This is a genomic window from Streptomyces sp. NPDC027672 (assembly GCF_055566335.1).
The window spans coordinates 35,676-55,998 of record NZ_JBVHSO010000022.1; the positions used below are offsets into that span (position 1 = coordinate 35,676).

Below are 20,323 nucleotides of genomic sequence, written 5' to 3' on the forward strand. Positions count from 1 at the left end.
GCTCACCACTGGTAGACGCTGTAGACGTCCATGCACTTGGTGGTGTCCGAGCCGTTGACCGCGTCGGTGTTGTCGGGCAGGTCCCCGGCCTCCGGCTCCGACGTCTTCGGGTACGACGGGCCGGTGCGCCAGTCCGCGCCGACCACGACGGTCACGCCGGACACGTCGGTCGACTTCTGCACCTGCTCCCGCGGGATGCCCAGCGCGTCGGCCACCGCCTGCGCGTCACCCTCCAGGTCCGCGCTCGGATACCGCACGACCGTCTTCTCCTCGGCCAGGCTCCCCGAGGTGTCGGCCTGCGCCCGGGTGTAGCCCTTGTCCACCAGTTCCCGGCCGATCGCCGACGCCCGCTGCGGCACCGCGCCCTCGGTGGAGGTCCGGGTGGCGTTCCGTACCAGCACGCCGAGCCGGCCCGGATCGAGCGAGGGCTTCTTGGCCGGCTCGTCCTTCCCGTCCTTCCCGTCCTTCCCGCCGTTCTTGTCGAACGCCACGTCGTCCCGGAGCATCCGCCACATCTTGTCGGCGTTGCCCTCGTCCGGTACGACGTGGTTCTCGTCCAGCGGGTCCCGCTTGTTCGGCATGGTCACCGAGGTGATGCGGTCCGCCGGCACCGACTTCATCTGCATGCCGAGGTCGTAGAGATCCTTGACGTCGATCTCCTCCGACACCTTCAGCGACTTGGTCGCCGCGTCGGCGAGGTCCATCAGCCGGCCGGTGTCGGTGAACACGTTCTGCTTCTTCAGCGTGCGGATCATCGAGTTCAGGTACATGTGCTGGGCGCGGGCCCGCATCAGGTCGTCGCCCCAGGCGTGCCGGGTGCGCAGCCACTGCAGGGCCTGCTCGCCCTGCACCTTGTGCGTGCCCTTGGTCATCTTCAGCCCGGAGCCGCCGGACACGGTGGCCGTCGGCCGGTCCCACACGTTCTGGTTCACGCAGACGTCCACCCCGCCGATGGCGTCGGCCATCCGCACCACGCCCGCGAAGTCGATCGTCATCCAGTGGTCGATATAGACCCCGGTGAGGTTCTCCCAGGTGAGCAGCGTGCAGCCGGCTCCGCCGCGGGCCAGGGTGACGTTGATGATGTCGTTCGTCGCCGGGTAGGTCTTCCCGGTGTCCGGGTCCTTGCACTCGGGGATGTCCACCCGGGTGTCCCGCGGGATGCTGACCATGGCGGCGCTCTTGCGGTCCGCCGAGAGATGGATGAGCATCTGCACGTCCGCGAGCGGCGGGTCGCCGGCGTGGTCGCGGCTGCCGCCCAGCTTCACGTTCTCCTTGGAGTTCCGGCTGTCGGAGCCGATCAGCAGGATGTTCAGCGGGGTCTGGCCGGCCGCGTTGGGCGCGGTGCGGTGCGCCTTGGAGTCGTCACCGTTGGCCCGCCGGCCCTTCTGGATGTTGCCGTTGAGATGCTGGTAGTACAGGTATCCGGCCCCCGCCGTGCCGAGTATCACCACCGCCAGCACCGTCGCCGACCAGCGCAGCGTGCGCCGTCTGCGCCGCTTGCGGTCGGCCGTCGTCTGCGTACGCCGTCTGTCCCTGTCTCCGCGCCGGCCCGGACGTGCCGGCGCGTCCGGGGGCTGCGGTGTGCGCGCCACCGTGCCCTCGACCGCCGGAGCCTCCCCGCGCACCTCGCTCTGCGCCACTCCCTGCCCTCCCCACCCTTGCGCCAAGCAACGGGCCCGCCCCGCGTCCGGTTAGACGCACGACGGGCCCCTTGGGTTACCTACGAGGCGCACTTCACCTTGTCCGCCGTGGACTTGTCGACCTTCGGCGCCTTTGTCGGAGGTGTCAGGGAGATCCCGGCTCCCTTGAAGTCCTTGCCCAGGGTCAGCGTCATCGCCGGCAGTCCCTGTCCGTTGGTCACGCTCTCGCCCGGCTTCAGCGCGGATCCGGACAGGCCCATGATCGCGGCCAGCCGGCGCGCCTGGGGTGCCTGGTCGGGCGCGTACTCCAGGGTGGTCCGGCTCAGTGCCGCCGGGGCGTTGCCGTCGTTCTCCGACTTGGTCACGCCCGCGTCGTTCTGCAGCCAGTTGAGCACCGCCTGGGCGCTGCCGGTCTCGGCGCCGCCGTTGAGGATGCGCACCCGCACCTCGGAGGCGGGCGCCTTGGTGCCCTTCAGCCGGGCGGCCCGGGCGTCCTTCGCCGCCTTCTGCTTCTTCTTCACCTCGGTGAAGGACACGTCGTTCTGGACCGCCTGGAAGACCTGCGGGGCCAGCGCCGGGTCGATGATCACCGTCTTGTGCGTGACTCCGTCGGCCGGGTTGTCCTTGACCGGCACCGTCGTGAAGGCCAGGTTCTTCGGGTCCAGCTTGCCCAGCTCCAGGCCCAGGTCCTTCAGCTTGCCGATGTCGTCCAGCTTGTCGTCGACGGTCAGCGCCTTGGTGGCGGCCTCCGCCAGCTTCACCATCTTCGTCGGGCTGGTGAGCGTGTCGTTGCCCTTCAGCTTGCGCATCAGCGCGCCGAGGAACTGCTGCTGCAGCCCGATCCGGCTCAGGTCGCCGCCGAAGCCGACGGAGTGCCGGGTGCGCACGAACGCCAGCGCCTGCTCACCGGAGATCTTGTGCGTGCCCTTGGACAGCTTCAGGTGCGAGTCCGGGTCGTCGATGTCCTTGGCCAGGCACACGTTCACGCCCTCGACCGCCTCGGTCAGCGTCTTGACCGCGTTGAAGTCGGCCACCATGAAGTCGTCCGGCTTGATCCCGGTCAGCTCCGTCACCGTGCGCATGGTGCAGCTCGGCGTACGGTCGTCCTGTCCGAGGCTGGTGTTGAAGCGGACGCCCTGGGAGCCCGGGATGACCTTCTCGCTGCCGTCCTCCTGCCGGGTCGGGCAGTCCGGGATGTCCGTGATCAGGTCGCGCGGGATGCTCAGCGCGGTGGCGTTGGACCGGTCCTTGGAGACGTGCAGCAGGATCGTGGTGTCGGCGTGCCCGACGCTGCCCGCGTCGCCGTAGCCCTCGTTGCCCTTGCCGGTGCGCTTGTCGGTGCCGATCAGCAGGATGTTGATCGCCTCGTCCTTGCTGAAGCCGCCGGTGCTGGCGCCGTCGTCGGACACGGACGTGATGTTGTCGTTCAGGTGCTTGATGTAGAGGTAGCCGGCGGCCGACACGGCCACCAGCACGAAGGCCATGGAACCGCCGGTCCACAGCAGCGCCTTCTTCGCCTTCGACGTCTTCTTCACCGGACGCCGGGCCGCGCGCCGGCCCTGGGGCGGCTCCGGTTCGGCGCTCCGGCGCCGCGCCGAGCGCGGTGCGGGCACCTCGCCACCGCGCGCCCGCGAGGTCCCCCGGGCCTCGCCGGACTGCGGGTTCTCGCCGCCGGACGGGCGTTTCCCGCCGCCGGTCTGCCCCTTGTCCCGGGCCGCCCGCCGCGGACGGCCGTCCGCGGCGCCGGCGCCGTCCCGGGCGGACGGTCTGCGCGGTCCGGGAACCGGCGGCTGCGCTGCGGAAGGGCTCAGTCGCAGTTCGTATTCGCCGGTGTTCGGATTGAGTACCCACTGGTCTGCGGGGTCGATGTTCTCCGCCCGCCCACGGCCTTGCGCGTCCACGGTTGTCCGAATCCTCCGTCGGGGCCCACGCGGCGCCTTCCCCCTGCAAGGCGCTCGGGTCTCGGTGAAACAGTGCACGACCCAGGACGGACCTCGCGGCCAGGTGCACCGGATCGCTCACACTATCCGCCCAGTTCAGCGTCGGGCGACGCCGGTGACAAATTCCACCTGCCTACAACGGGCAATCCGCCTCATTTTCTGAACGGAAGACCGCTGTTTTTGGTACGCGCCTTACTCACAGGTGTGTTCGGCGGCCGTGTAACCGCGGAACGTCGGCACCGGCGAGGGCCCGTCCGGGCCGCCCGAACCGGTGTCCCGCCGGGGAACGTCCGGTGAATTCTCCCGGCTCACGGCCACCGGCTGGTCGGCCCGCAGCCGGGCGAACAGTTTCTCGGCCTCCGGCTCCACGAGCTGGTCGCGATTGGCGTCGTAGACGTACGACTTCCGCGGCACCGTCAGGAACCGGACCTGCGCGGTGGGGATGTCGCGCAGTCCGCGCGCCAACTGGTACAGGCCCCGCAGACTCGCCAGTTCCGGGTCGGTGGTCAGCGCGGAGGTCGCCGCGTCCAGCAGCGGGTACAGCTTCACCGGGTTCAGCAGCACGTCGTCACCGCGCACCTTGTCCACCAGCGCGCCGAGGAACCGCTGCTGCCGGTCCATCCGCTCGGTGTCGCTGCCGTTCCCGAGCGACTTGCGGGCGCGCACGTACCCGAGCGCCTGCTCCCCGTCGAGCGTGACCTTCCCCGCGGGCAGCCGCAGCTTCGCCGCCTTGTCGTCCACGGGCTCCTTCAGGCACACCCGCACACCGTCGACGGCGTCCACCATCTCCTTGAACCCGCTGAAGTCCACCACCAGGTGATGGTCGATCCGGATGCCCGTGAGCAGCTCGGCGGTCCGCACCGTGCACGCCGAACCGCCCATCTCGAAGGCGTGGTTGAACATGGCGAACACCGGGTCGCTGCGCCTGCCGTCCGCCCGCCGGCAGGACGGGATGTCCACCATCAGGTCCCGGGGCAGCGAGACGGCGGTGGCGCCGGCCCGGCCGGCGGCCAGGTGCAGCAGGATCGTCGTGTCCGAGCGCTCGCCGCGGATGCCCTTGCCGTAGGCCTGGTTGCCGTCCCCGGCCCGGGTGTCGGACCCGATCAGCAGGATGTTCTGCGCGCCCCGCACCAGCGCGGTGGGCCGCTCCCGCTCGTAGCGCGCGAGTTCGGCGGCGGCGGCCTCGTCGGCGGTGATGTTGGCGCTGAGCCGGGCGTAGACGGCCCAGCCGGCCCCGGCGGCCGCGAGGAGCAGGACGGCCGCCGCGAGCGCCGAGTTCCGCAGCAGGCGCCGCCGGCGCCGTCCCGGCCCGTTCCCCGTGGCCGAGGGACCCGGACCGGGGGGCCTGCCTGCGGTGTCGGTCACGGTGGGGCCGTCCCCTCATCGCGTACGGGCGTCACGTGCTGCCCTTACGACGATGGCGGCGAGCGGCGCCGACAGCGCCCGGTGCTACGCCGAACGGGGGACCCGGGGTCTGTCGTCCGGATCCGCCCGGCCTGATCCGGACGAGAGGCCCTAGCGGCGCACCACGGTCACCCGCTCGCTCTCCACCCGCTTGGCGAGGGCCTCCTCGTCCAGCCGCTCCGCGTTGCGGACCAGCACCACGGACCCGCCGACGGCCAGCGGCGCGTACAGCCCCGCGGCGAGCCCCTCCCAGGTGTCGTACGGCAGCCCGGACAGCACCCTGGAGCCGGGCCCGGTCAGGCCCAGCGACGGCGCCTCGGCGACGGCCCGTTCGACGGCCTCCGCGCCGCTGAACTCCCGCCCGGCCACGATGAGCGCCGGCTCCCGGGGGTCCACCGGGGCGAACGGGGCGAACCGGTCGCCCTGGCCCGGCACTTCCACGGCGTAGTCGGCGAACCCGGCCGGGGTCTGCGGGAAACGTCCGCCGAGCGGCCGCAGCGCCAGCGCGACCCGCTCGCCGGGGCAGGCGCGCGCGGCGTCGAGCGCGTCCGGCCCGCTCACCACCACGTCGGCCGCCGCCGGGTCCCCGGCGACGTCGGCGACCGCGCCCACCGAGGAGCAGGCCAGCAGCCACACCGCCGTCTGCCAGTGCGCGGGCAGCAGCAGCGCGACGCGGTCGCCGGGTCCGGCGGCCAGGTCGCCCTGGAGGAGGTTGGCGGTCTTGGCCACCCAGTTGGCGAAGGTGGCCACGGACAGTTCGACGCGTTCGCCCGTGGCGTCGTCGTAGAAGGTCACCAGCGGGCGGCCGGGATCCGCGGCGAGCGCGGAAGCCAGCAGGTCGGCGGGGGTGCGATCGGTGGCGTTCACGCGGGACAGGGTACGCGCGGGCGGGCGGGCACGAGGGCGGCCGGGGCCACCGGTTCGGCGGAACGGTTTCCGACGCTCCGTCAATTTGCCTATAGACATATGTGTAGGTATATGTCCAAGATCGTACGCATGCGTGGATTCCTCACTTTCTCTCCTGGCGTCTCCCCGCGCGCCGTCCGCCCGATCGGTGTCACCTGCGCCGCGGTCGCCGCCCTCCTGCCCGCCCCGCCCGCGCGGGCCGTGCCGGCCGCCCCGGCTGCGGCGGCGGCCCCGGCCGCGACGCCCGACACGGCCGTGGGCGAGCCGGCCGGGGGCGCGGTCCCGGGCAGGACCCGTTCGCTGCCGCTCGTCCCGCTCTCCCGGACGCGCGCCGCAGGCGCGGCCCCGGAACAGGGGGTGTACCGCGCCGCCACCGGCCGCTTCGCGCTGGTCGGCGTGGTCTGGGACGACCCCGGCAGCGTGCTGCGCGGCCGGGTGCGGGTGCGCACCCGGTCCGCCGGGACGGGACGCTGGACCGGCTGGCGGGACATCGAGACGCACCACGCCGACCACGGCGCGGACCCGGGCGCGGCGGAACGTGCCGCCCGGCCGGTGCGCGGCGGGACGGCGCCGCTGTGGGTGGGCGCCTCGGACGGCGTGGAGGTACGGGTGCGCGCGGAGGGCACGGGCGGAGCGGACGGCACGGGGGCCGGGGACCGGCGGGCGGGAGCGGTGCGGCCGGCCGCGTCGTCCGGGCCGTCGTCCGGGCTGCCGTCGGGGCTGCCGTCGGGGCTGCGTCTGGAACTGGTCGATCCCGGTGGGGACGCCGGGGGGACGGCGGACGCGGGGCCGGGCGCGAAGTCCGGGGAGCCGGGGGAGGCGGCGCCCGGGTCCGGCCCGGCCGACGACCCGCCCCACACCGAACTGGACACGGAGGCGTCGATCGCCGCGTCGGGCGCCAACTCCGACATCACCGCCTTCGGCGCCACCGAGATCCCGGAACTGGACCGGCAGGCCACCGAGGACGAGATGACCCTGCTGCTGGGCCCGGCGCGGACCAAGCCGTACATCGGGCCGCGCCCGCGGATCGTCACCCGCCGGGGCTGGGGCGCCGACGAGTCACTGCGCGAACGCGGGTTCGTCTACACGAAGAAGATCAAGGCGGCCTTCGTGCACCACACGGCCTCGGGCAACACCTACACCTGCGCCCAGGCACCCTCGGTCATCCGCGGCATCTACCGCTACCACGTCAGAAGCATGGGCTGGCGGGACATCGGCTACAACTTCCTGGCCGACAAGTGCGGAACCCTCTACGAGGGCCGGGCCGGGGGCGTGGCGAAGGCGGTGCTCGGCGCGCACACCCTGGGGTTCAACACCGACAGCATGGGCATCGCCGTGATCGGCACGTACGGCACCGCCCGGCCGCCGGGCGCCGCGGTGACGGCCGTGGCCCGGCTCACCGCGTGGAAGCTGGGGCTGTACGGCGTCGACCCGCGGGCGAAGACGCAGCTCACCTCGGGCGGCGGCAACCTCTTCGCCAAGGGCAGGAGCGTACGGCTGAACGTGATCTCCGGCCACCGGGACGGGTACGCCACCGAGTGCCCCGGAAAGCGGCTCTACGCCGAGCTGGGCACCGCCCGCACCGGCGCGGCGGACTACCAGGGGCGCTGAGGAGGGTGCGGACGGGGGAAACCGTGCGTCGATCCCGCCGGACACCGCGCGGCCGGCGCGGGCCGCACCGGCCGGTCTGCATACACTGACCGGCCGAAACGAGAGCCGACGAGCAGTGCGGCCGGTCCCGGCAGGAAGCAGAGACGACAGGTGAAAGAAGCGATCCTCCTGGTCGGCGGCAAAGGCACCCGGCTGCGCCCGCTCACGGTGCACACGCCCAAGCCGATGGTCCCGGCCGCGGGGGTGCCGTTCCTCACCCACCAGCTCGCGCGGGCGCGGGCGGCGGGCGTCGAGCACATCATCCTCGCCACCAGCTATCTCGCCGAGGTCTTCGAGCCGTACTTCGGTGACGGCTCCGCCCTGGGCCTGCACCTGGAGTACGTCACGGAGGAGGAGCCCCTCGGCACCGGCGGCGCCCTGCGCAACGTCGCCGGACGGCTGCACTCCGGTCCCGACGACCCGGTGCTGGTCTTCAACGGCGACATCCTGACCGGCCTGGACATCAGGGCGCTGGTGGACACGCACGAGTCGGCCGGCGCCGACGTCTCGCTCCATCTGACCCAGGTGACGGACCCGCGCGCGTACGGCCTGGTGCCCACGGACGGCACCGGGCGGGTCCTGGCCTTCCTGGAGAAGCCGCAGACGCCGGAGGAGATCGTCACCGACCAGATCAACGCGGGGGCGTACGTCTTCCGGCGCTCGGTCATCGACACGATCCCGGCGGGCCGCCCGGTCTCGGTCGAACGCGAGACGTTCCCGGGCCTGCTGGCCGCGGGAGCCCACCTCCAGGGCATGGTCGACTCCACCTACTGGCTGGACCTCGGCACCCCGGCCGCCTTCGTCCGGGGCTCGGCCGACCTGGTCCTCGGCCGCGCGCCGTCCCCGGCCGTCCCCGGCCGCTGCGGCGACCGGCTCGTGCTGCCCACGGCCACGGTGGCGCCGGACGCCAAGCTGACCGGCGGCACGGTGGTCGGCGAGGGCGCGTCCGTGGCCCGGGGAGCGCGGGTCTCCGGCTCGGCCATCCTGCCCGGCGCCGTCATCGAGCCCGGCGCCGTCATCACCGACTCCCTCATCGGCAGCCGCGCCCGGGTCGGCGAACGCTCCGTCCTCACCGGCACGGTCGTCGGCGACGGCGCGGTCGTCGGGGCCGACAACGAACTGCGGGAGGGGGCCCGGATCTGGTGCGACGCCCGCATCCCGGCGGGCGCGGTGAGATTCTCCCCGGACCGGTAGCCGGGCGCCGCCGGGCGCCCCCCGGCACCCTCACAGCAGCCCGATGTCCACCCGGGGCATCTTCGGCTTGCGCCGGGCCGGCACGTGCCCGCTCAGCAGGATCAGCCGGGCCGCCCGGTGCCGCTGCCCGGCATACGGCTCCAGCAGCCGCAGCATCGCGGAGTCGTCCGCGTCCCGGTCGCCCGCCAGCGCCCACCCCACGATCCCGGGCAGGTGCAGGTCCCCGACGGTCACCTCGTCGGCCGCCCCGTGACTGCGCTGCACGACCTCCGCCGACGTCCACGGACCCACTCCCGGCACGACCTCCAGCCGGGCCCGGGCCCGCGCCGCCGGCATCCCCGCGGCCTGCTCCAGCCGCGCGGCCAGCCGCACGGCCCGCAGGATGGTGGCCGCCCGCTTGTCGTCCACACCCGCCCGGTGCCACTCCCAGGAGGGGATCAGCGACCACGTCCGCGCGGCCGGCATCACGTACATCGGCCGTTCGCCCGCGCCCGCGGGTCCCGGCGCCGGCTCCCCGAACCGCCGGACGAGCAGCCGCCACGCCCGGTACGCCTCGTCGGTCGTGACCTTCTGCTCCAGCACCGACGGGATCAGCGACTCCAGCACCAGTCCGGTCCGGGTCAGCCGCAGCCCCGGCCGCCGGTGCCGGGCCAGCGCGACCACCCGGTGCCGCGGCACGAACGCCCCGGGGTCGTCGGCGGCACCGAGCAGCTGCGGCAACTGCTCCAGCAGCCACTCCGCCCCGGGGCCCCACGCCTCGCCGGTCACCTCACCGCCGTACGCGCGCACCCGCACGGTGCCCGGACCGGCGGGCGTACGGCAGGCCCGCCACACGGAGCCGTCCGCGGTGGCCCGGAACGTCGGGTCGGCGGGCCCGCGGCGCAGCGGCCCGAGGGTCAGCCCGAGGTCCAGCGGCCCGTCCGGCACCCACCGCCGTGTCCGCGCGGGCGCCGCCTGCCGGGGTATCCCGGCGGCCCCGGCGGGCAGGGGGACGCCTCCCGCGCCTCCCGCGCCTTCCGGGCCGCGGGGGAGCGTGGGCCGCTGGGGGAAACGTCCTGCCACGAAGGAGTCCTAGGGGTGGAGCCGGGGGAGGCACCCGAGGTGCCGGTGCCGCCCTACGAGGGTAGGCGCTCGGCGCTCACCGCACCTCCACGAACGCTTCCGCCTCCCGCCGCGGCCGCGGTCCCGGCTCCCCGGCCGGATGGCCGACCGCCACCGCGCCCATCGGATCCCAGTCCGCCGGCAGCTCCAGCACCTCGCGCACCACGTCCCGGCAGAACATCGTGGAGGACACCCACGCCGAGCCCAGCCGCTCCCCGGCCAGCGCGACCAGCAGGTTCTGCACGCCCGCGCCCATCGCGACCACGAACATCTCCCGCTCGGCACCGTCCCGCCGGGCGTCCCCGTAGGTGTGCGAGCCGTCCATGACCAGGCAGGGCACGATCAGATACGGCGCGCGCCGCAGCACGTCACCGCGCCGGACGCGCCTGGCGATGGACTCCTCGCTCTTGCCGTCCCGGCGCAGGTCGGCGATCCAGGCGTCCCGCATCGCGTCCAGCAGCCGTACCCGCGAGCGCTCCGACTCCAGCAGCACGAACCGCCAGGGCGTGGTGTGGTGCGGGGCGGGCGCGGTGACCGCCGCGGCCACCGCGCGGCGGACGGCGCCGGGGTCCACGGGCTCGTCGGCGAAGTCCCGCACGGTGCGGCGCTGGGTGACGGCCTCCCGGACCGCCTCGGAGGTGCCGAGCCGGAACATGTCGTCCCGCGCCCCGCGCACCAGCGCGCGGGCGCCCTCGCCGGCCTCGGGGTGCACGGCGCCGGGGAGCCCGCGCAGCACGGCCACCGGCCGCCCCGCCGCCTTGCCCTTGACCAGGTCGCCGGCGGCGGCCAGCTCGTCCGCCGTGGCGACGACGGTCGCGCTGAGCGGATTGCCGTGCGCGTCCGTGCCCCCGCGCAGGTCGTCCAGCACGCGCACCCCGGCGGCGCCGATCGCCACGTCCGTCAGTCCCGTGCGCCAGGGCCGCCCGAAGGTGTCGGTGACGAGGACACCGACATCGACGCCGAGCGCGTCGCGCAGGCCGGCCCGGATCGCGCGCGCGGACGCGTCCGGGTCCTCGGGCAGCAGCAGCACGGTCCCGGCCGGGGTGTTGGAGGCGTCGACGCCGGCGGCGGCCATCACCAGGCCCTGCCGGTTCTCCACGATGCGCAGCGGGCCGCGCCGGGCCACCACGCGCACCGTCTCCGCGTCGATCGCGGCCTCCCGGTCGGCCGCCCGCACCACCCGGCCCTCCGCCTTGGAGACGATCTTGGAGGTGACGATCACGACATCCCCGTCGGCCAGGTCCGGTCCGGCGGCGGCGATCAGCTTGGCGAGGTCGTCGCCCGGCCGCACCTCGGGGATGCCGGGCAGGGCCCAGACCCGGTACCCGGGCCGCTCGTCCGCCGCGGCGGACGCCGTCCCGCTCACGCGCCCCGCACCTCCTCGGCCAGCGCCAGCGCCTCCCGCGCCATTTGGGCGGTCGCGTCCACGTCGGTCATCATCAGCGGGACGGCCCGGCAGCGGATGCCGTCCGCCTCGACCCGCTCCACCGCGCCGGCGTCCACCGTGTCGACCAGCCAGCCGTCCAGCAGCCCGGGGCCGTAGTGCTCGGCGACCGCGGCGGCCGTGGACTCCACGCCGACCGCGGCGAGCACCTTGTCGGCCATCCCGCGCACGGGCGCGTCCCCGACGATCGGGGAGAGGCCGACCACCGGCACGCCCGCGTCCGCGATGGCCCCGCGGATGCCGGGCACGGCGAGGATGGTGCCGATGGACACCACCGGGTTGGACGGCGGGAAGAGGATCACGTCCGCCGCGGCGATGGCCTCCAGGACGCCCGGGGCCGGCTTGGCCTGCTCGGCGCCGACCGGGACGATGGCCTCGGCCGGGACGGAGGCGCGCAGCCGCACCCAGTACTCCTGGAAGTGCACCGCCTTGCGCTCGCCGTCCAGTTGTACGGCCACGTGCGTCTCGACGCGGTCGTCGGTCATCGGGATCAGCTTCACGCCCGGCTGCCAGCGGTCGCACAGCGCCTCGGTGACCGCGCTGAGCGGGAAGCCGGCGCCGAGCATCTGCGTCCGCACGATGTGCGTGGCGAAGTCGCGGTCGCCGAGCCCGAACCACTCCGGGCCGACGCCGTAGGCCGCCAGTTCCTCCTTGAGGTGGAAGCTCTCGTCGGCCCGCCCCCAGCCCTGTTCCTCGTTGATGCCGCCGCCCAGCGTGTACATCACCGTGTCCAGGTCCGGGCAGACCTTCAGACCGAAGAGATGGATGTCGTCGCCGGTGTTGCCGATGACCGTGATGTCCGCGTCCGGCGCGGCCCGCTTCAGACCGCGCAGGAAACGGGCACCGCCGATGCCCCCTGCCAGAACCACAATGCGCATGGGAGCCAGTCTTGCAGGCGGGGCCGACAACGTGTCAGCCAGTCGGCCCGTCAGGCGGTCACCGCGTGCGCCGCGGTGTGCGGTCCGGTGCGCGCCGCGCAGTGCGGGGAGGTGTGCATCGGCATCTCGGTCAGGCCCGGGTGGTACACGTGCAGGCTGACCGCCGGTTCCAGCGCGTCGTTGACGACCTCGTGCACGTACCCGGGCGCGAACACCCGCTGGGCGGCCGCCGCCAGCGCGCGCGTGCCGCGCGCGGTGTGCTCGGTGAGGGTGCCCTCCAGGACGGTGAGCACCCCGGAGGAGCGCCCGTGGCCGTGCCGTCCGCTGCCCTGTCCGGGCACCCAGGACAGCAGCCACACCTCGTAGCCGGGGCCGGTGCGCAGCCGGTGGTACCAGCGGGTGGTGGCGTCGAACCGGACCAGGTGCGCCCACTGGTCGCGGTCGGCGGCGATCGAACGGGCGAGCCCCGCGAACTCGGCGACGGTGGCCGGGTGCGCGCGCGGCGGCTGGAGCAGGTGCGGGACTTCGAGGATGTCGCCGGCGATCTGGAGGTCGTTGTCGCTGTTCATCGGGGTGCGGTGGTCCTCGGCGAAGGGTGGGGGCTGGAGCTGGGGGCGGAGCTGGGTGACGCGTGGGGGCCGCCCGGGTCGCGGGCGGGCGGGAGACGCCCTGGGTCAGGGATCAGCAGACGCGGTACGCGGCCGGGCCGGGATGGGCTCGGGAACAGCCGGAGCGGACGTGGCTCAACAGCTGGGACAGCAACAACAGCTACAGCGCGCGCGGGCGGCACCGAGGGACCCGGCGGAGCGGGTCGAGGTGAGCGCCAAGTTCGCGAGCATGCCCACTAGGACATCGGTTCACACGCGCAGTGTCAACTCGACGCCCGTTATGTGGGACATGTTTCACCGCATCCGGTTTATTTCTTAGGTGAAAGGTTTGCTCAGAGGGGTCTCGGGACACATGGGGCACATCCGAGCGCGTGAGCCTCGCGGAACGCGATCGAACACGGAGGCGTCCTTCTCCGTACAGAGATCTGTACGGGGTGCGGCCGCCCCCGTGGGTCCTGCTGCGTGTCAAGGTTTATGGCGATTTGAACACTTTCCGCACGGCCTTGGTTCCGCAGAGTGAATAACGGGCCCAATAGCAGATCTCGGCTTGACTCGCCCGGAGCAGCACACTTGTAATTTCACTCGTGTCGTTCAGCCGGAACGGTAACGGCCACGCACGGGGACGCGAAGACAGACGAGGGGCGCACATGACCGAGCTGGTGCAGCAACTGCTGGTCGACGACGCGGACGAGGAACTCGGCTGGCAGGAGCGCGCGCTGTGCGCCCAGACCGACCCCGAGTCCTTCTTTCCCGAGAAGGGCGGCTCCACCAGAGAGGCCAAGAAGGTCTGCCTCGCCTGCGAGGTCCGCTCCGAGTGCCTCGAGTACGCCCTCGCCAACGACGAGCGCTTCGGCATCTGGGGCGGTCTGTCCGAGCGCGAACGCCGTCGGCTGAAGAAGGCCGCCGTCTGACACGGCCCGGCGGACGCGCACCCACACCGACGCGTGCGGACGCGCACGCCCACCCGCCCGTACCTCCGCGTACGCACCCGAACGTCACGAACGGCCCGCCGCCCACGGGTTATCCACAGGCGGCGGGCCGTCGTCATGGCCAGCCGATAGTGTGGGCGCTCGTCCGAGACGCCCCGCTGTCCCCTCGGCGCACGAGGAGGCGCGGGCGTCCACCGCAGTCCATCGAACCGGGGCCCGTACCTCGATGTCCGTGCACAGCCATGCGGCAGCCCGACACGGCGCTGCCACCGCCGGGTCCGACCCGTCGTCCCGCCCGCTCGGGTCCGACCCGTCCCGCCCTCCCGAGTTCCCGCGCCACGTCGTGACCGCCGTCCTCGTCTCCCACGACGGGGCCCGCTGGCTGCCCGACGCGCTCGCCGGGCTGCTCGGCCAGGAGCGCCCCGTCCAGTACGCGGTGGCCGCCGACACCGGCAGCGCGGACGACTCCGCCCACCTGCTCGCCGAGGCCCTCGGCGACGCGAGCGTGCTGCACCTCGCCCGCCGTACCGGCTTCGGCCAGGCCGTGGAGGAGGCCAGCCGCACCGCGCCCGTCCTCGGCCCCGGGGAACTGCCGTACCTCACGCGCCCCAGCGGCTGGGACCCCGTCACGCGCAGTTGGCACGACGACGCCTACGACCTGCCCGAACTGCCGCACGGCGAACCCGTCCAGTGGCTGTGGCTACTGCACGACGACTGCGCGCCCGAACCCGACGCCCTCGCCCAGCTGCTGCGGGTCGTCGACAACGAACTCGAACTCGGCCGGGACGACGTGGCGATCGTCGGCCCCAAGCTGCGCGGCTGGTACGACCGCCGCCAACTGCTGGAGGTCGGCGTCTCCATCGCCAACTCCGGCCGCCGCTGGACCGGTCTGGACCGCCGCGAACAGGACCAGGGCCAGCACGACCACGTCCGCGCCGTGCTGTCGGTGTCCACCGCCGGCATGCTCGTCCGCCGCGATGTCTTCGAACAGCTCGGCGGGTTCGACCGCAGGCTGCCCCTGATGCGCGACGACGTCGACCTGTGCTGGCGCGCCCACACCGCCGGCCACCGCGTCCTGGTCGCACCCGACGCCGTCGTCCGGCACGCCGAGGCCGCCTCCCGCGAGCGCCGCGCGGTCGACTGCGCCGGCCGCGCCACCGCCTCCCCGCACAAGGTCGACAAGGCCGGCGCCGTCTACACCCTGCTCGCCAACGCCCGTACGGCCGCGCTGCCCTGGGTGCTGCTGCGGCTCGTCCTCGGCACCGTCCTGCGCACCCTCGCCTACCTCGTCGGCAAGGTCCCCGGCCAGGCCCTCGACGAGATCCGCGGTCTGCTGAGCACCCTGCTGCGGCCCGAGCGGATCATCGCCGCCCGGCGCCGCCGCGGCCCCGCGCGCATCGACAAGGGCGAACTGCGCGCGCTCTTCCCGCCGCCCGGCGCCACCGTCCGGGCCACCGTGGAACAGCTCGCGGGCAACCTCGGCGGCGGCGGCGACACCGACACCTCCTCGGCCGGCCGGCACGGCGGCGCCGTGGAGTCCGGGCCCGGCGGCGACGACGCCGACTTCCTGGAGGTCGAGCAGTTCGCCCGGCTCAAGCGGATCGCCCGCCGGCCCGGCCCGGTGCTCTTCCTCGTCCTGCTGCTCGTCTCCCTCGCCGCCTGCCGCGCCCTGCTCGGCGGCGGCGCGCTCGCCGGCGGCGCCCTGCTGCCCGCCCCGGCCGGCGCCGGCGACCTGTGGTCCCGCTACCTGGACGCCTGGCATCCGACCGGCACCGGCGGCACCTCCTCCGCACCGCCCTACCTGGCCGTCGTCGCCACCCTCGGCTCGCTCCTGTTCGGCTCCGCCGGCCTGGCCGTCACCGTCCTGCTGGTCGGCTCGGTGCCGCTGGCCGGATGCACCGCCTACTTCGCCTCCCGGCCCCTGGTCACCTCCCGGCTGCTGCGCGCCTGGGCCGCCGTCGTCTACGCCTTCCTGCCCGCCACCACCGGCGCCCTGGCCGGCGGCCGGATCGGCACCGCCGTCCTCGCCGTGCTGCTGCCGCTCCTCGCGCGCGCCGGCATCGCCGCGAGCGGCCTGGCCCACCGCGCCGGCCTGCGCGGCAGCTGGCGCGCCACCTGGGCGTACGCGCTGCTGCTCACCGTCACCACCGCCTGCACCCCGATCGTCTGGCCCCTCGCGCTGCTGCTCGGCCTCGGCGTGCTGGTGCTGCGCCGCGGCGACCTCCCCGCCTACGGCCTGCGCTTCCTCGCCCAGCTCGGCACCCCGCTGCTGATCCTCGCCCCCTGGTCGCTGACCCTGTTCCCGGCCGGCTTCTTCCGCGAGGCCGGCCTGGAGTACGGCCCGTCCGCCGCCTCCGCGCTCGACCTGCTCGGCGCCGCTCCCGGCGGCCCCGGCACCGTGCACGGCCTGATGCTCATCGGCATCGTGCTCGCCGCGCTCGGCGCCCTGCTGCGCTCCGAACGGCGGCTCGGCATCCGTACCGCCTGGGCCGTCGCCCTGACCGGCCTCGTCTTCGCGGTCCTGTCCAACAAGTCCGCCTGGGCCGGACCCGCCACCCTCGTCTACGGCATCGCCCTGCTGGCCGCCGCCGCCCTCGGCGCCGACGGCGCCCGCGCCCGCGTGGCCGAGCAGAGCTTCGGCTGGCGCCAGCCCGTCGCCGCGCTGATCGCCTTCGCCTCGGCCGCCGGCCCGCTGCTCGTCGCCGCCGGCTGGATGATCCGCGGCGCCGACGGCCCGCTGGAGCGCCGCGACCCGGCCCAGGTGCCCGCGTTCGTCGCCGAGGACTCCACCGGCGGCGACCAGGCCCGCACCCTGGTCCTCGACAGCGACTCCGGCGCGCGCGTGCGCTACACCCTGGTCCGCGGTGCCGGCGCCCGCATGGGAGACGCCGAACTCACCGCCGCCGACGGCGGCAACGCCCGCCTGGACAAGACCGTCGCCCATCTGGTGGCCGGCTCCGGCGCCGACCAGGCCGACGAACTCGGCGGCTTCGCCGTGCGGTACGTCCTCGTCCACAAGGGCGCCCCGCGCGAGATCACCCGCGTCCTCGACGCCACTCCCGGCCTGTCCCGGCTCAGCCGGCAGAACGGCATCGCCCTGTGGCGCGTGGACCAGCGCACCGCCCGCGCCGCCATCCTGCCCGCCGGCGGCACGGGCACGGCCCAGCCGGTCACCGCGGGCCCGGTGGAGGTCCACACCACGGTCCCCGCCGGTGCCGACGGGCGCGTCCTGCGGCTCGCCGACAGCGCGGCCGGCGGCTGGACGGCCACGCTGGACGGCAAGCCGCTCACCCCGACCACCGTCGACGGCTGGGCCCAGGGCTTCCGGCTGCCCTCCGCCGGAGGCAGGCTGGACGTCACCTACGACGCCCCGTTCACCCGGACCGCCTGGCTCTGGGCGCAGGGCCTGCTCGCCGTCGTCCTGGTCGTCCTCGCCCTGCCCGGCCGCCGCCGCGACGTCGACGACGACCTGCCCGAGGAGCAGCCCGTGCCCGCCCAGGCCACCGCCGGCGAGGGCCGCCGCGCCCGCCGGCTGCGCGCCCAGGCCGAGGCGCCGCCCGCCGGGGAGCAGCCCGCCCCGGCCCCGGCCGAGCCCCCGGCCGCCGTGCCCCACCAGCAGCCGTACGACGAGTGGAACCCGGCCACCTACGAGAACACGGCCTACCCCACCGACCCGTACCAGACCACGACCGGCTACGACCAGCAGCCCTACCAGCAGCCCGACCCGTACCAGCCGGCCCCGTACGACCCCTACGGCTACGGCACCACCGACGGCGAGCCGTCCTACGACCCGGCGGCCTACCCGCAGCAGGGCTACGACCCGGCGTACGACCCCGGCCGGCCCGAGCACCCCCACGGCACCGCCAGCCAGCGTCCCGACGGGAGCCAGCAGTGAACCGCGCCACCCTGTCCCTGATCGCCGGCACGGCCGCGCTGGCCGCCGTCACCGGATACGCCGCGTTCGACTCGCCGTCCGCGTCCGGCGCCGCCCCCGAGGCGGCCGCCCGGCTGCCGGTGGAGCGCACCAGCCTGGTGTGCCCGGCACCGAGCACGTCGGACATCGCTGAGACGTCGTACACGTCGTTCACACCCGCCACCCAGGGCGCTGCGAGCGGCGGCAAGGCCCTGCTCCAGGCGGCCGGCGCCCGCAAGGCCGGGCACCCGGTGCTCACCCCGAAGGCGCCCGGCACACCCGCCGCCGGCGATGCCTCCGGCGGCGACGCGTCCGCGCTCCTCGGCACCGCGGACGGCGCGTTCGCGCCCGGCTGGACCGTCCAGGAGACCACCGAGGTCGCCGCCGGCACCGGCCGCGGCCTCCAGGGCGTCACCTGCACCGGCGCCGACACCGAGTTCTGGTTCCCGGGCGCCGGCACGGCCGCCGGCCGCACCGACTACGTCCACCTGACCAACCCGGACGACTCCGCCGCCGTGGTCGACATCGAGCTGTACGGCAAGGACGGCGCGGTCAAGGCCCCGCTGGGCGAGAACGTCACCGTCAAGCCGCACGCGAGCGACGCGATCCTGCTCCCCACGCTCACCGACGAACGGCAGTCCGACCTGACCGTGCACGTCAGCGTGCGCAGCGGCCGGGTCGGCGCGGCCGTGCAGGCCCTGGACGACAAGGCGGGCGGCGACTGGCTGGCGGCCGCCGCCGACCCGGCCGGCAGCCTGGTCCTGCCCGGCATCCCGAAGGACGCCACCGACGTCCGCCTGATCGCCTTCAGCCCCGGTGACGACGACGCCGACCTGAAGATCCGCCTCGCCTCCCCGGGCGGCCTGATCACCCCGGCGGGCAACGAGAGCCTGCACGTCAAGTCCGGCATGACCGCGGCGGTCGACCTCGGCGACGTCACCCGCGGCGAGGCCGGCTCGCTGGTCCTCACGCCCACCGACCGGGACGTCCCGGTCGTCGCGGCGCTCCAGGTGGTCCGGGGCAAGGGCGACGGGCGGGAGACGGCGTTCATCCCGGCCACCGCCGCCGTCGGCACGCGCGCGACCGCGGCCGGCAACAGCGCGAAGGGCACGACACTGGCCCTGACGGCGCCCGGCGGCACGGCCACGGTCAAGGTCACGGCCTCGGCGGGCAGCGAGGGCGGCACACCGGCGACCAAGAGCTACACGATCAGGTCCGGCACCACGCAGAACGTCGACGCGCCGGTCCCGGCGGGCCTGAAGGGCACCTACGCCCTCACGGTGGAGCCCGTCTCCGGCGCCCCGGTGTACGCCTCGCGCACCCTGGAGGCCACCGGCTCGGGCGTGCCCGCCTTCACCGTCCAGACCCTCCCGAACGACCACGGTCTGGTGGCGGTCCCGGAGACGGAACAGGACGTGTCGGTCCTGCTGAAGTGACCGCCCGCGCCCCCGCGAGGGGCGCGGGCCACCGCCGACAGCGGCCCCGGCGGGCGCCGGGGCCGCTCCACCGGAGAGGGCTAGTCCTCGCCGTACCGGGGGTCGACCGTCTCCGGCGTCAGCCCGAGCAGCTCGGCCACCTGCTCCACCACCACCTCGTGCACCAGCGCGGCCCGCTCGTCGCGTCCCTTGGACCGGATCTCCACCGGCCGCCGGTACACCACGACCCGGGCCCGCTGCCCGTCCCGCGCGGGCACCACCCCGCCGAGCGGCACGGCCTCGTCCGCCCAGGCCATCCCCTCGTCCCGGCCGTCCAGCCGGGGCACCTCCAGCACGAGGAAGTCGATGTCCGCAAGCTGCGGCCAGCGCCGTTCGAGACGCTCCACGGAGTCCTGCACCAGGTCCGCGAACACCTCGGCACGGCTGGCCGCCAGCGGCACCTGCGGCGGCGCGATCGGCCCTCGCATGCCCCGCCCGTGGCGATCACGACGACGGGGCCCGGGGCCGCTGGCAGGGGGCGGTACACGGTTGTCCATCACGGTGCAGCGTAGTCCCCGCACCCCGCGCCCGTCCGGCTCCCCACGGGAACCGGACCGCGCCCGCCGTGTCGCGGGATGACCATTCCGGCCAACGTCTGACTCGTTTCCGTAACTCTCCGAGACCACCGGACTCAAGGCGATTGGCGGGGTTTGTACCGGCTCATGACCGGAGGGGGCGGTTCCGGACATGAGCCGCGAACTCGTCCATGCAGGTCAATGAGGTCCGCTCGAAGGGGTGTGTGGGGTGTTTCACAGCACGACACGGGGGAGTGACCTGGTGGAGAGTCGTCGCGGCCCGCTCAAGAGTGCGGTACCGTCCAACGTCGTGAGCCCTGTACGTCGCTGTTCGCGCACCGCCTGCGGCCGACCCGCCGTCGCGACGCTGACGTACGTCTACGCCGACTCGACCGCGGTCCTCGGCCCGCTCGCCACCTACGCCGAACCCCACTGCTACGACCTGTGCGCCGAGCACTCCGAGCGCCTCACCGCCCCGCGCGGCTGGGAGGTCGTCCGGCTCCTCGACGGCTCCGCGCCCGCGCGGCCCAGCGGGGACGACCTGGAAGCGCTCGCCAACGCCGTGCGCGAGGCGGCCCGCCCCCAGCAGCGCGCGGCCGAGGCCAGCGGCGGCGGGGCCCGCACCGTGGACCCCATGGAAGTCGCCCGCCGCGGTCACCTGAGGGTCCTGCGCTCCCCGGACAACTGAGCCGGTCGCGCTTCCGAGATCACCTTTGCCCCCGACGG

The 20,323-nt window shown here is 74.4% G+C and carries 15 protein-coding genes; 6 read left to right on the top strand and 9 right to left on the bottom strand.

What is annotated here, in order from left to right:
- Positions 1-2: 2 nt before the first annotated feature.
- The 4 genes from ACZ4SV_RS34880 to ACZ4SV_RS34895 all read right to left on the bottom strand — a co-directional run bounded on the left by ACZ4SV_RS34880 (position 3) and on the right by ACZ4SV_RS34895 (position 5,851).
- Positions 3-1,640: an LCP family protein gene (locus ACZ4SV_RS34880; protein WP_468010520.1), complete on the bottom strand. Its 1,638-nt coding sequence runs from the start codon at positions 1,638-1,640 to the stop codon at positions 3-5.
- Between the two features lie 80 nt (positions 1,641-1,720).
- On the bottom strand, positions 1,721-3,541 hold the full coding sequence (locus tag ACZ4SV_RS34885) for an LCP family protein (RefSeq protein WP_468010524.1): 1,821 nt from the start codon (positions 3,539-3,541) through the stop codon (positions 1,721-1,723).
- 231 nt (positions 3,542-3,772) lie between these two features.
- Positions 3,773-4,945: an LCP family protein gene (locus ACZ4SV_RS34890; protein ID WP_468010528.1), complete on the bottom strand. Its 1,173-nt coding sequence runs from the start codon at positions 4,943-4,945 to the stop codon at positions 3,773-3,775.
- A gap of 150 nt (positions 4,946-5,095) precedes the next feature.
- Positions 5,096-5,851, bottom strand: coding sequence for a TIGR03089 family protein (locus ACZ4SV_RS34895; RefSeq protein WP_397968389.1), 756 nt, complete (start codon positions 5,849-5,851; stop codon positions 5,096-5,098).
- Positions 5,852-5,980: 129 nt separating this feature from the next.
- Between ACZ4SV_RS34895 and ACZ4SV_RS34900 the strand changes: the two genes are divergently transcribed.
- Together ACZ4SV_RS34900 and manB are read left to right on the top strand one after the other, a co-directional pair.
- Positions 5,981-7,501: a peptidoglycan recognition protein family protein gene (locus ACZ4SV_RS34900; RefSeq protein ID WP_468010534.1), complete on the top strand. Its 1,521-nt coding sequence runs from the start codon at positions 5,981-5,983 to the stop codon at positions 7,499-7,501.
- 150 nt (positions 7,502-7,651) lie between these two features.
- Positions 7,652-8,734, top strand: coding sequence for a mannose-1-phosphate guanylyltransferase (gene manB / locus ACZ4SV_RS34905; RefSeq protein ID WP_468010537.1), 1,083 nt, complete (start codon positions 7,652-7,654; stop codon positions 8,732-8,734).
- A gap of 30 nt (positions 8,735-8,764) precedes the next feature.
- On the opposite strand, the gene ACZ4SV_RS34910 is transcribed toward manB, so the two are convergent.
- The 4 genes from ACZ4SV_RS34910 to ACZ4SV_RS34925 form a co-directional block, all read right to left on the bottom strand.
- Positions 8,765-9,796 carry a DNA-3-methyladenine glycosylase family protein gene (locus ACZ4SV_RS34910; RefSeq protein WP_468010541.1) on the bottom strand — a complete coding sequence of 344 codons (1,032 nt, stop codon included), beginning with the start codon at positions 9,794-9,796 and terminating at the stop codon, positions 8,765-8,767.
- Between the two features lie 76 nt (positions 9,797-9,872).
- Positions 9,873-11,201, bottom strand: coding sequence for a coenzyme F420-0:L-glutamate ligase (locus tag ACZ4SV_RS34915; RefSeq protein ID WP_468010545.1), 1,329 nt, complete (start codon positions 11,199-11,201; stop codon positions 9,873-9,875).
- Entirely contained in the window at positions 11,198-12,157 is a 960-nt protein-coding gene (gene cofD, locus ACZ4SV_RS34920; protein ID WP_468010549.1) for a 2-phospho-L-lactate transferase, read from the bottom strand. The genes ACZ4SV_RS34915 and cofD overlap by 4 nt, the downstream gene beginning before the upstream one ends.
- A gap of 50 nt (positions 12,158-12,207) precedes the next feature.
- Positions 12,208-12,726, bottom strand: coding sequence for a cysteine dioxygenase (locus tag ACZ4SV_RS34925; protein WP_468010552.1), 519 nt, complete (start codon positions 12,724-12,726; stop codon positions 12,208-12,210).
- Positions 12,727-13,412: 686 nt separating this feature from the next.
- Here ACZ4SV_RS34925 and ACZ4SV_RS34930 point away from each other — a divergent pair.
- From ACZ4SV_RS34930 to ACZ4SV_RS34940, 3 genes are all read left to right on the top strand, one after another.
- Positions 13,413-13,676, top strand: a complete 264-nt coding sequence (locus ACZ4SV_RS34930) for a WhiB family transcriptional regulator (RefSeq protein ID WP_003975777.1) — start codon at positions 13,413-13,415, stop codon at positions 13,674-13,676.
- Positions 13,677-13,920: 244 nt separating this feature from the next.
- Complete coding sequence (locus tag ACZ4SV_RS34935) at positions 13,921-17,589, top strand: glycosyltransferase family 2 protein (protein WP_468010556.1); 3,669 nt, start codon at positions 13,921-13,923, stop codon at positions 17,587-17,589.
- Positions 17,586-19,043, top strand: coding sequence for a DUF5719 family protein (locus ACZ4SV_RS34940; protein ID WP_468010560.1), 1,458 nt, complete (start codon positions 17,586-17,588; stop codon positions 19,041-19,043). Before ACZ4SV_RS34935 ends, ACZ4SV_RS34940 begins: the two co-directional genes overlap by 4 nt.
- 80 nt (positions 19,044-19,123) lie before the next feature.
- Here the strand turns inward: ACZ4SV_RS34940 and ACZ4SV_RS34945 are convergent, their stop codons facing one another.
- Positions 19,124-19,510, bottom strand: a complete 387-nt coding sequence (locus ACZ4SV_RS34945; protein WP_365880888.1) for a metallopeptidase family protein — start codon at positions 19,508-19,510, stop codon at positions 19,124-19,126.
- Positions 19,511-19,859: 349 nt separating this feature from the next.
- Between ACZ4SV_RS34945 and ACZ4SV_RS34950 the strand changes: the two genes are divergently transcribed.
- A complete protein-coding gene (locus tag ACZ4SV_RS34950; protein ID WP_365880886.1) occupies positions 19,860-20,285 on the top strand; it encodes a DUF3499 domain-containing protein in 426 nt (141 codons plus the stop codon).
- The last annotated feature ends 38 nt before the right edge of the window (positions 20,286-20,323 follow it).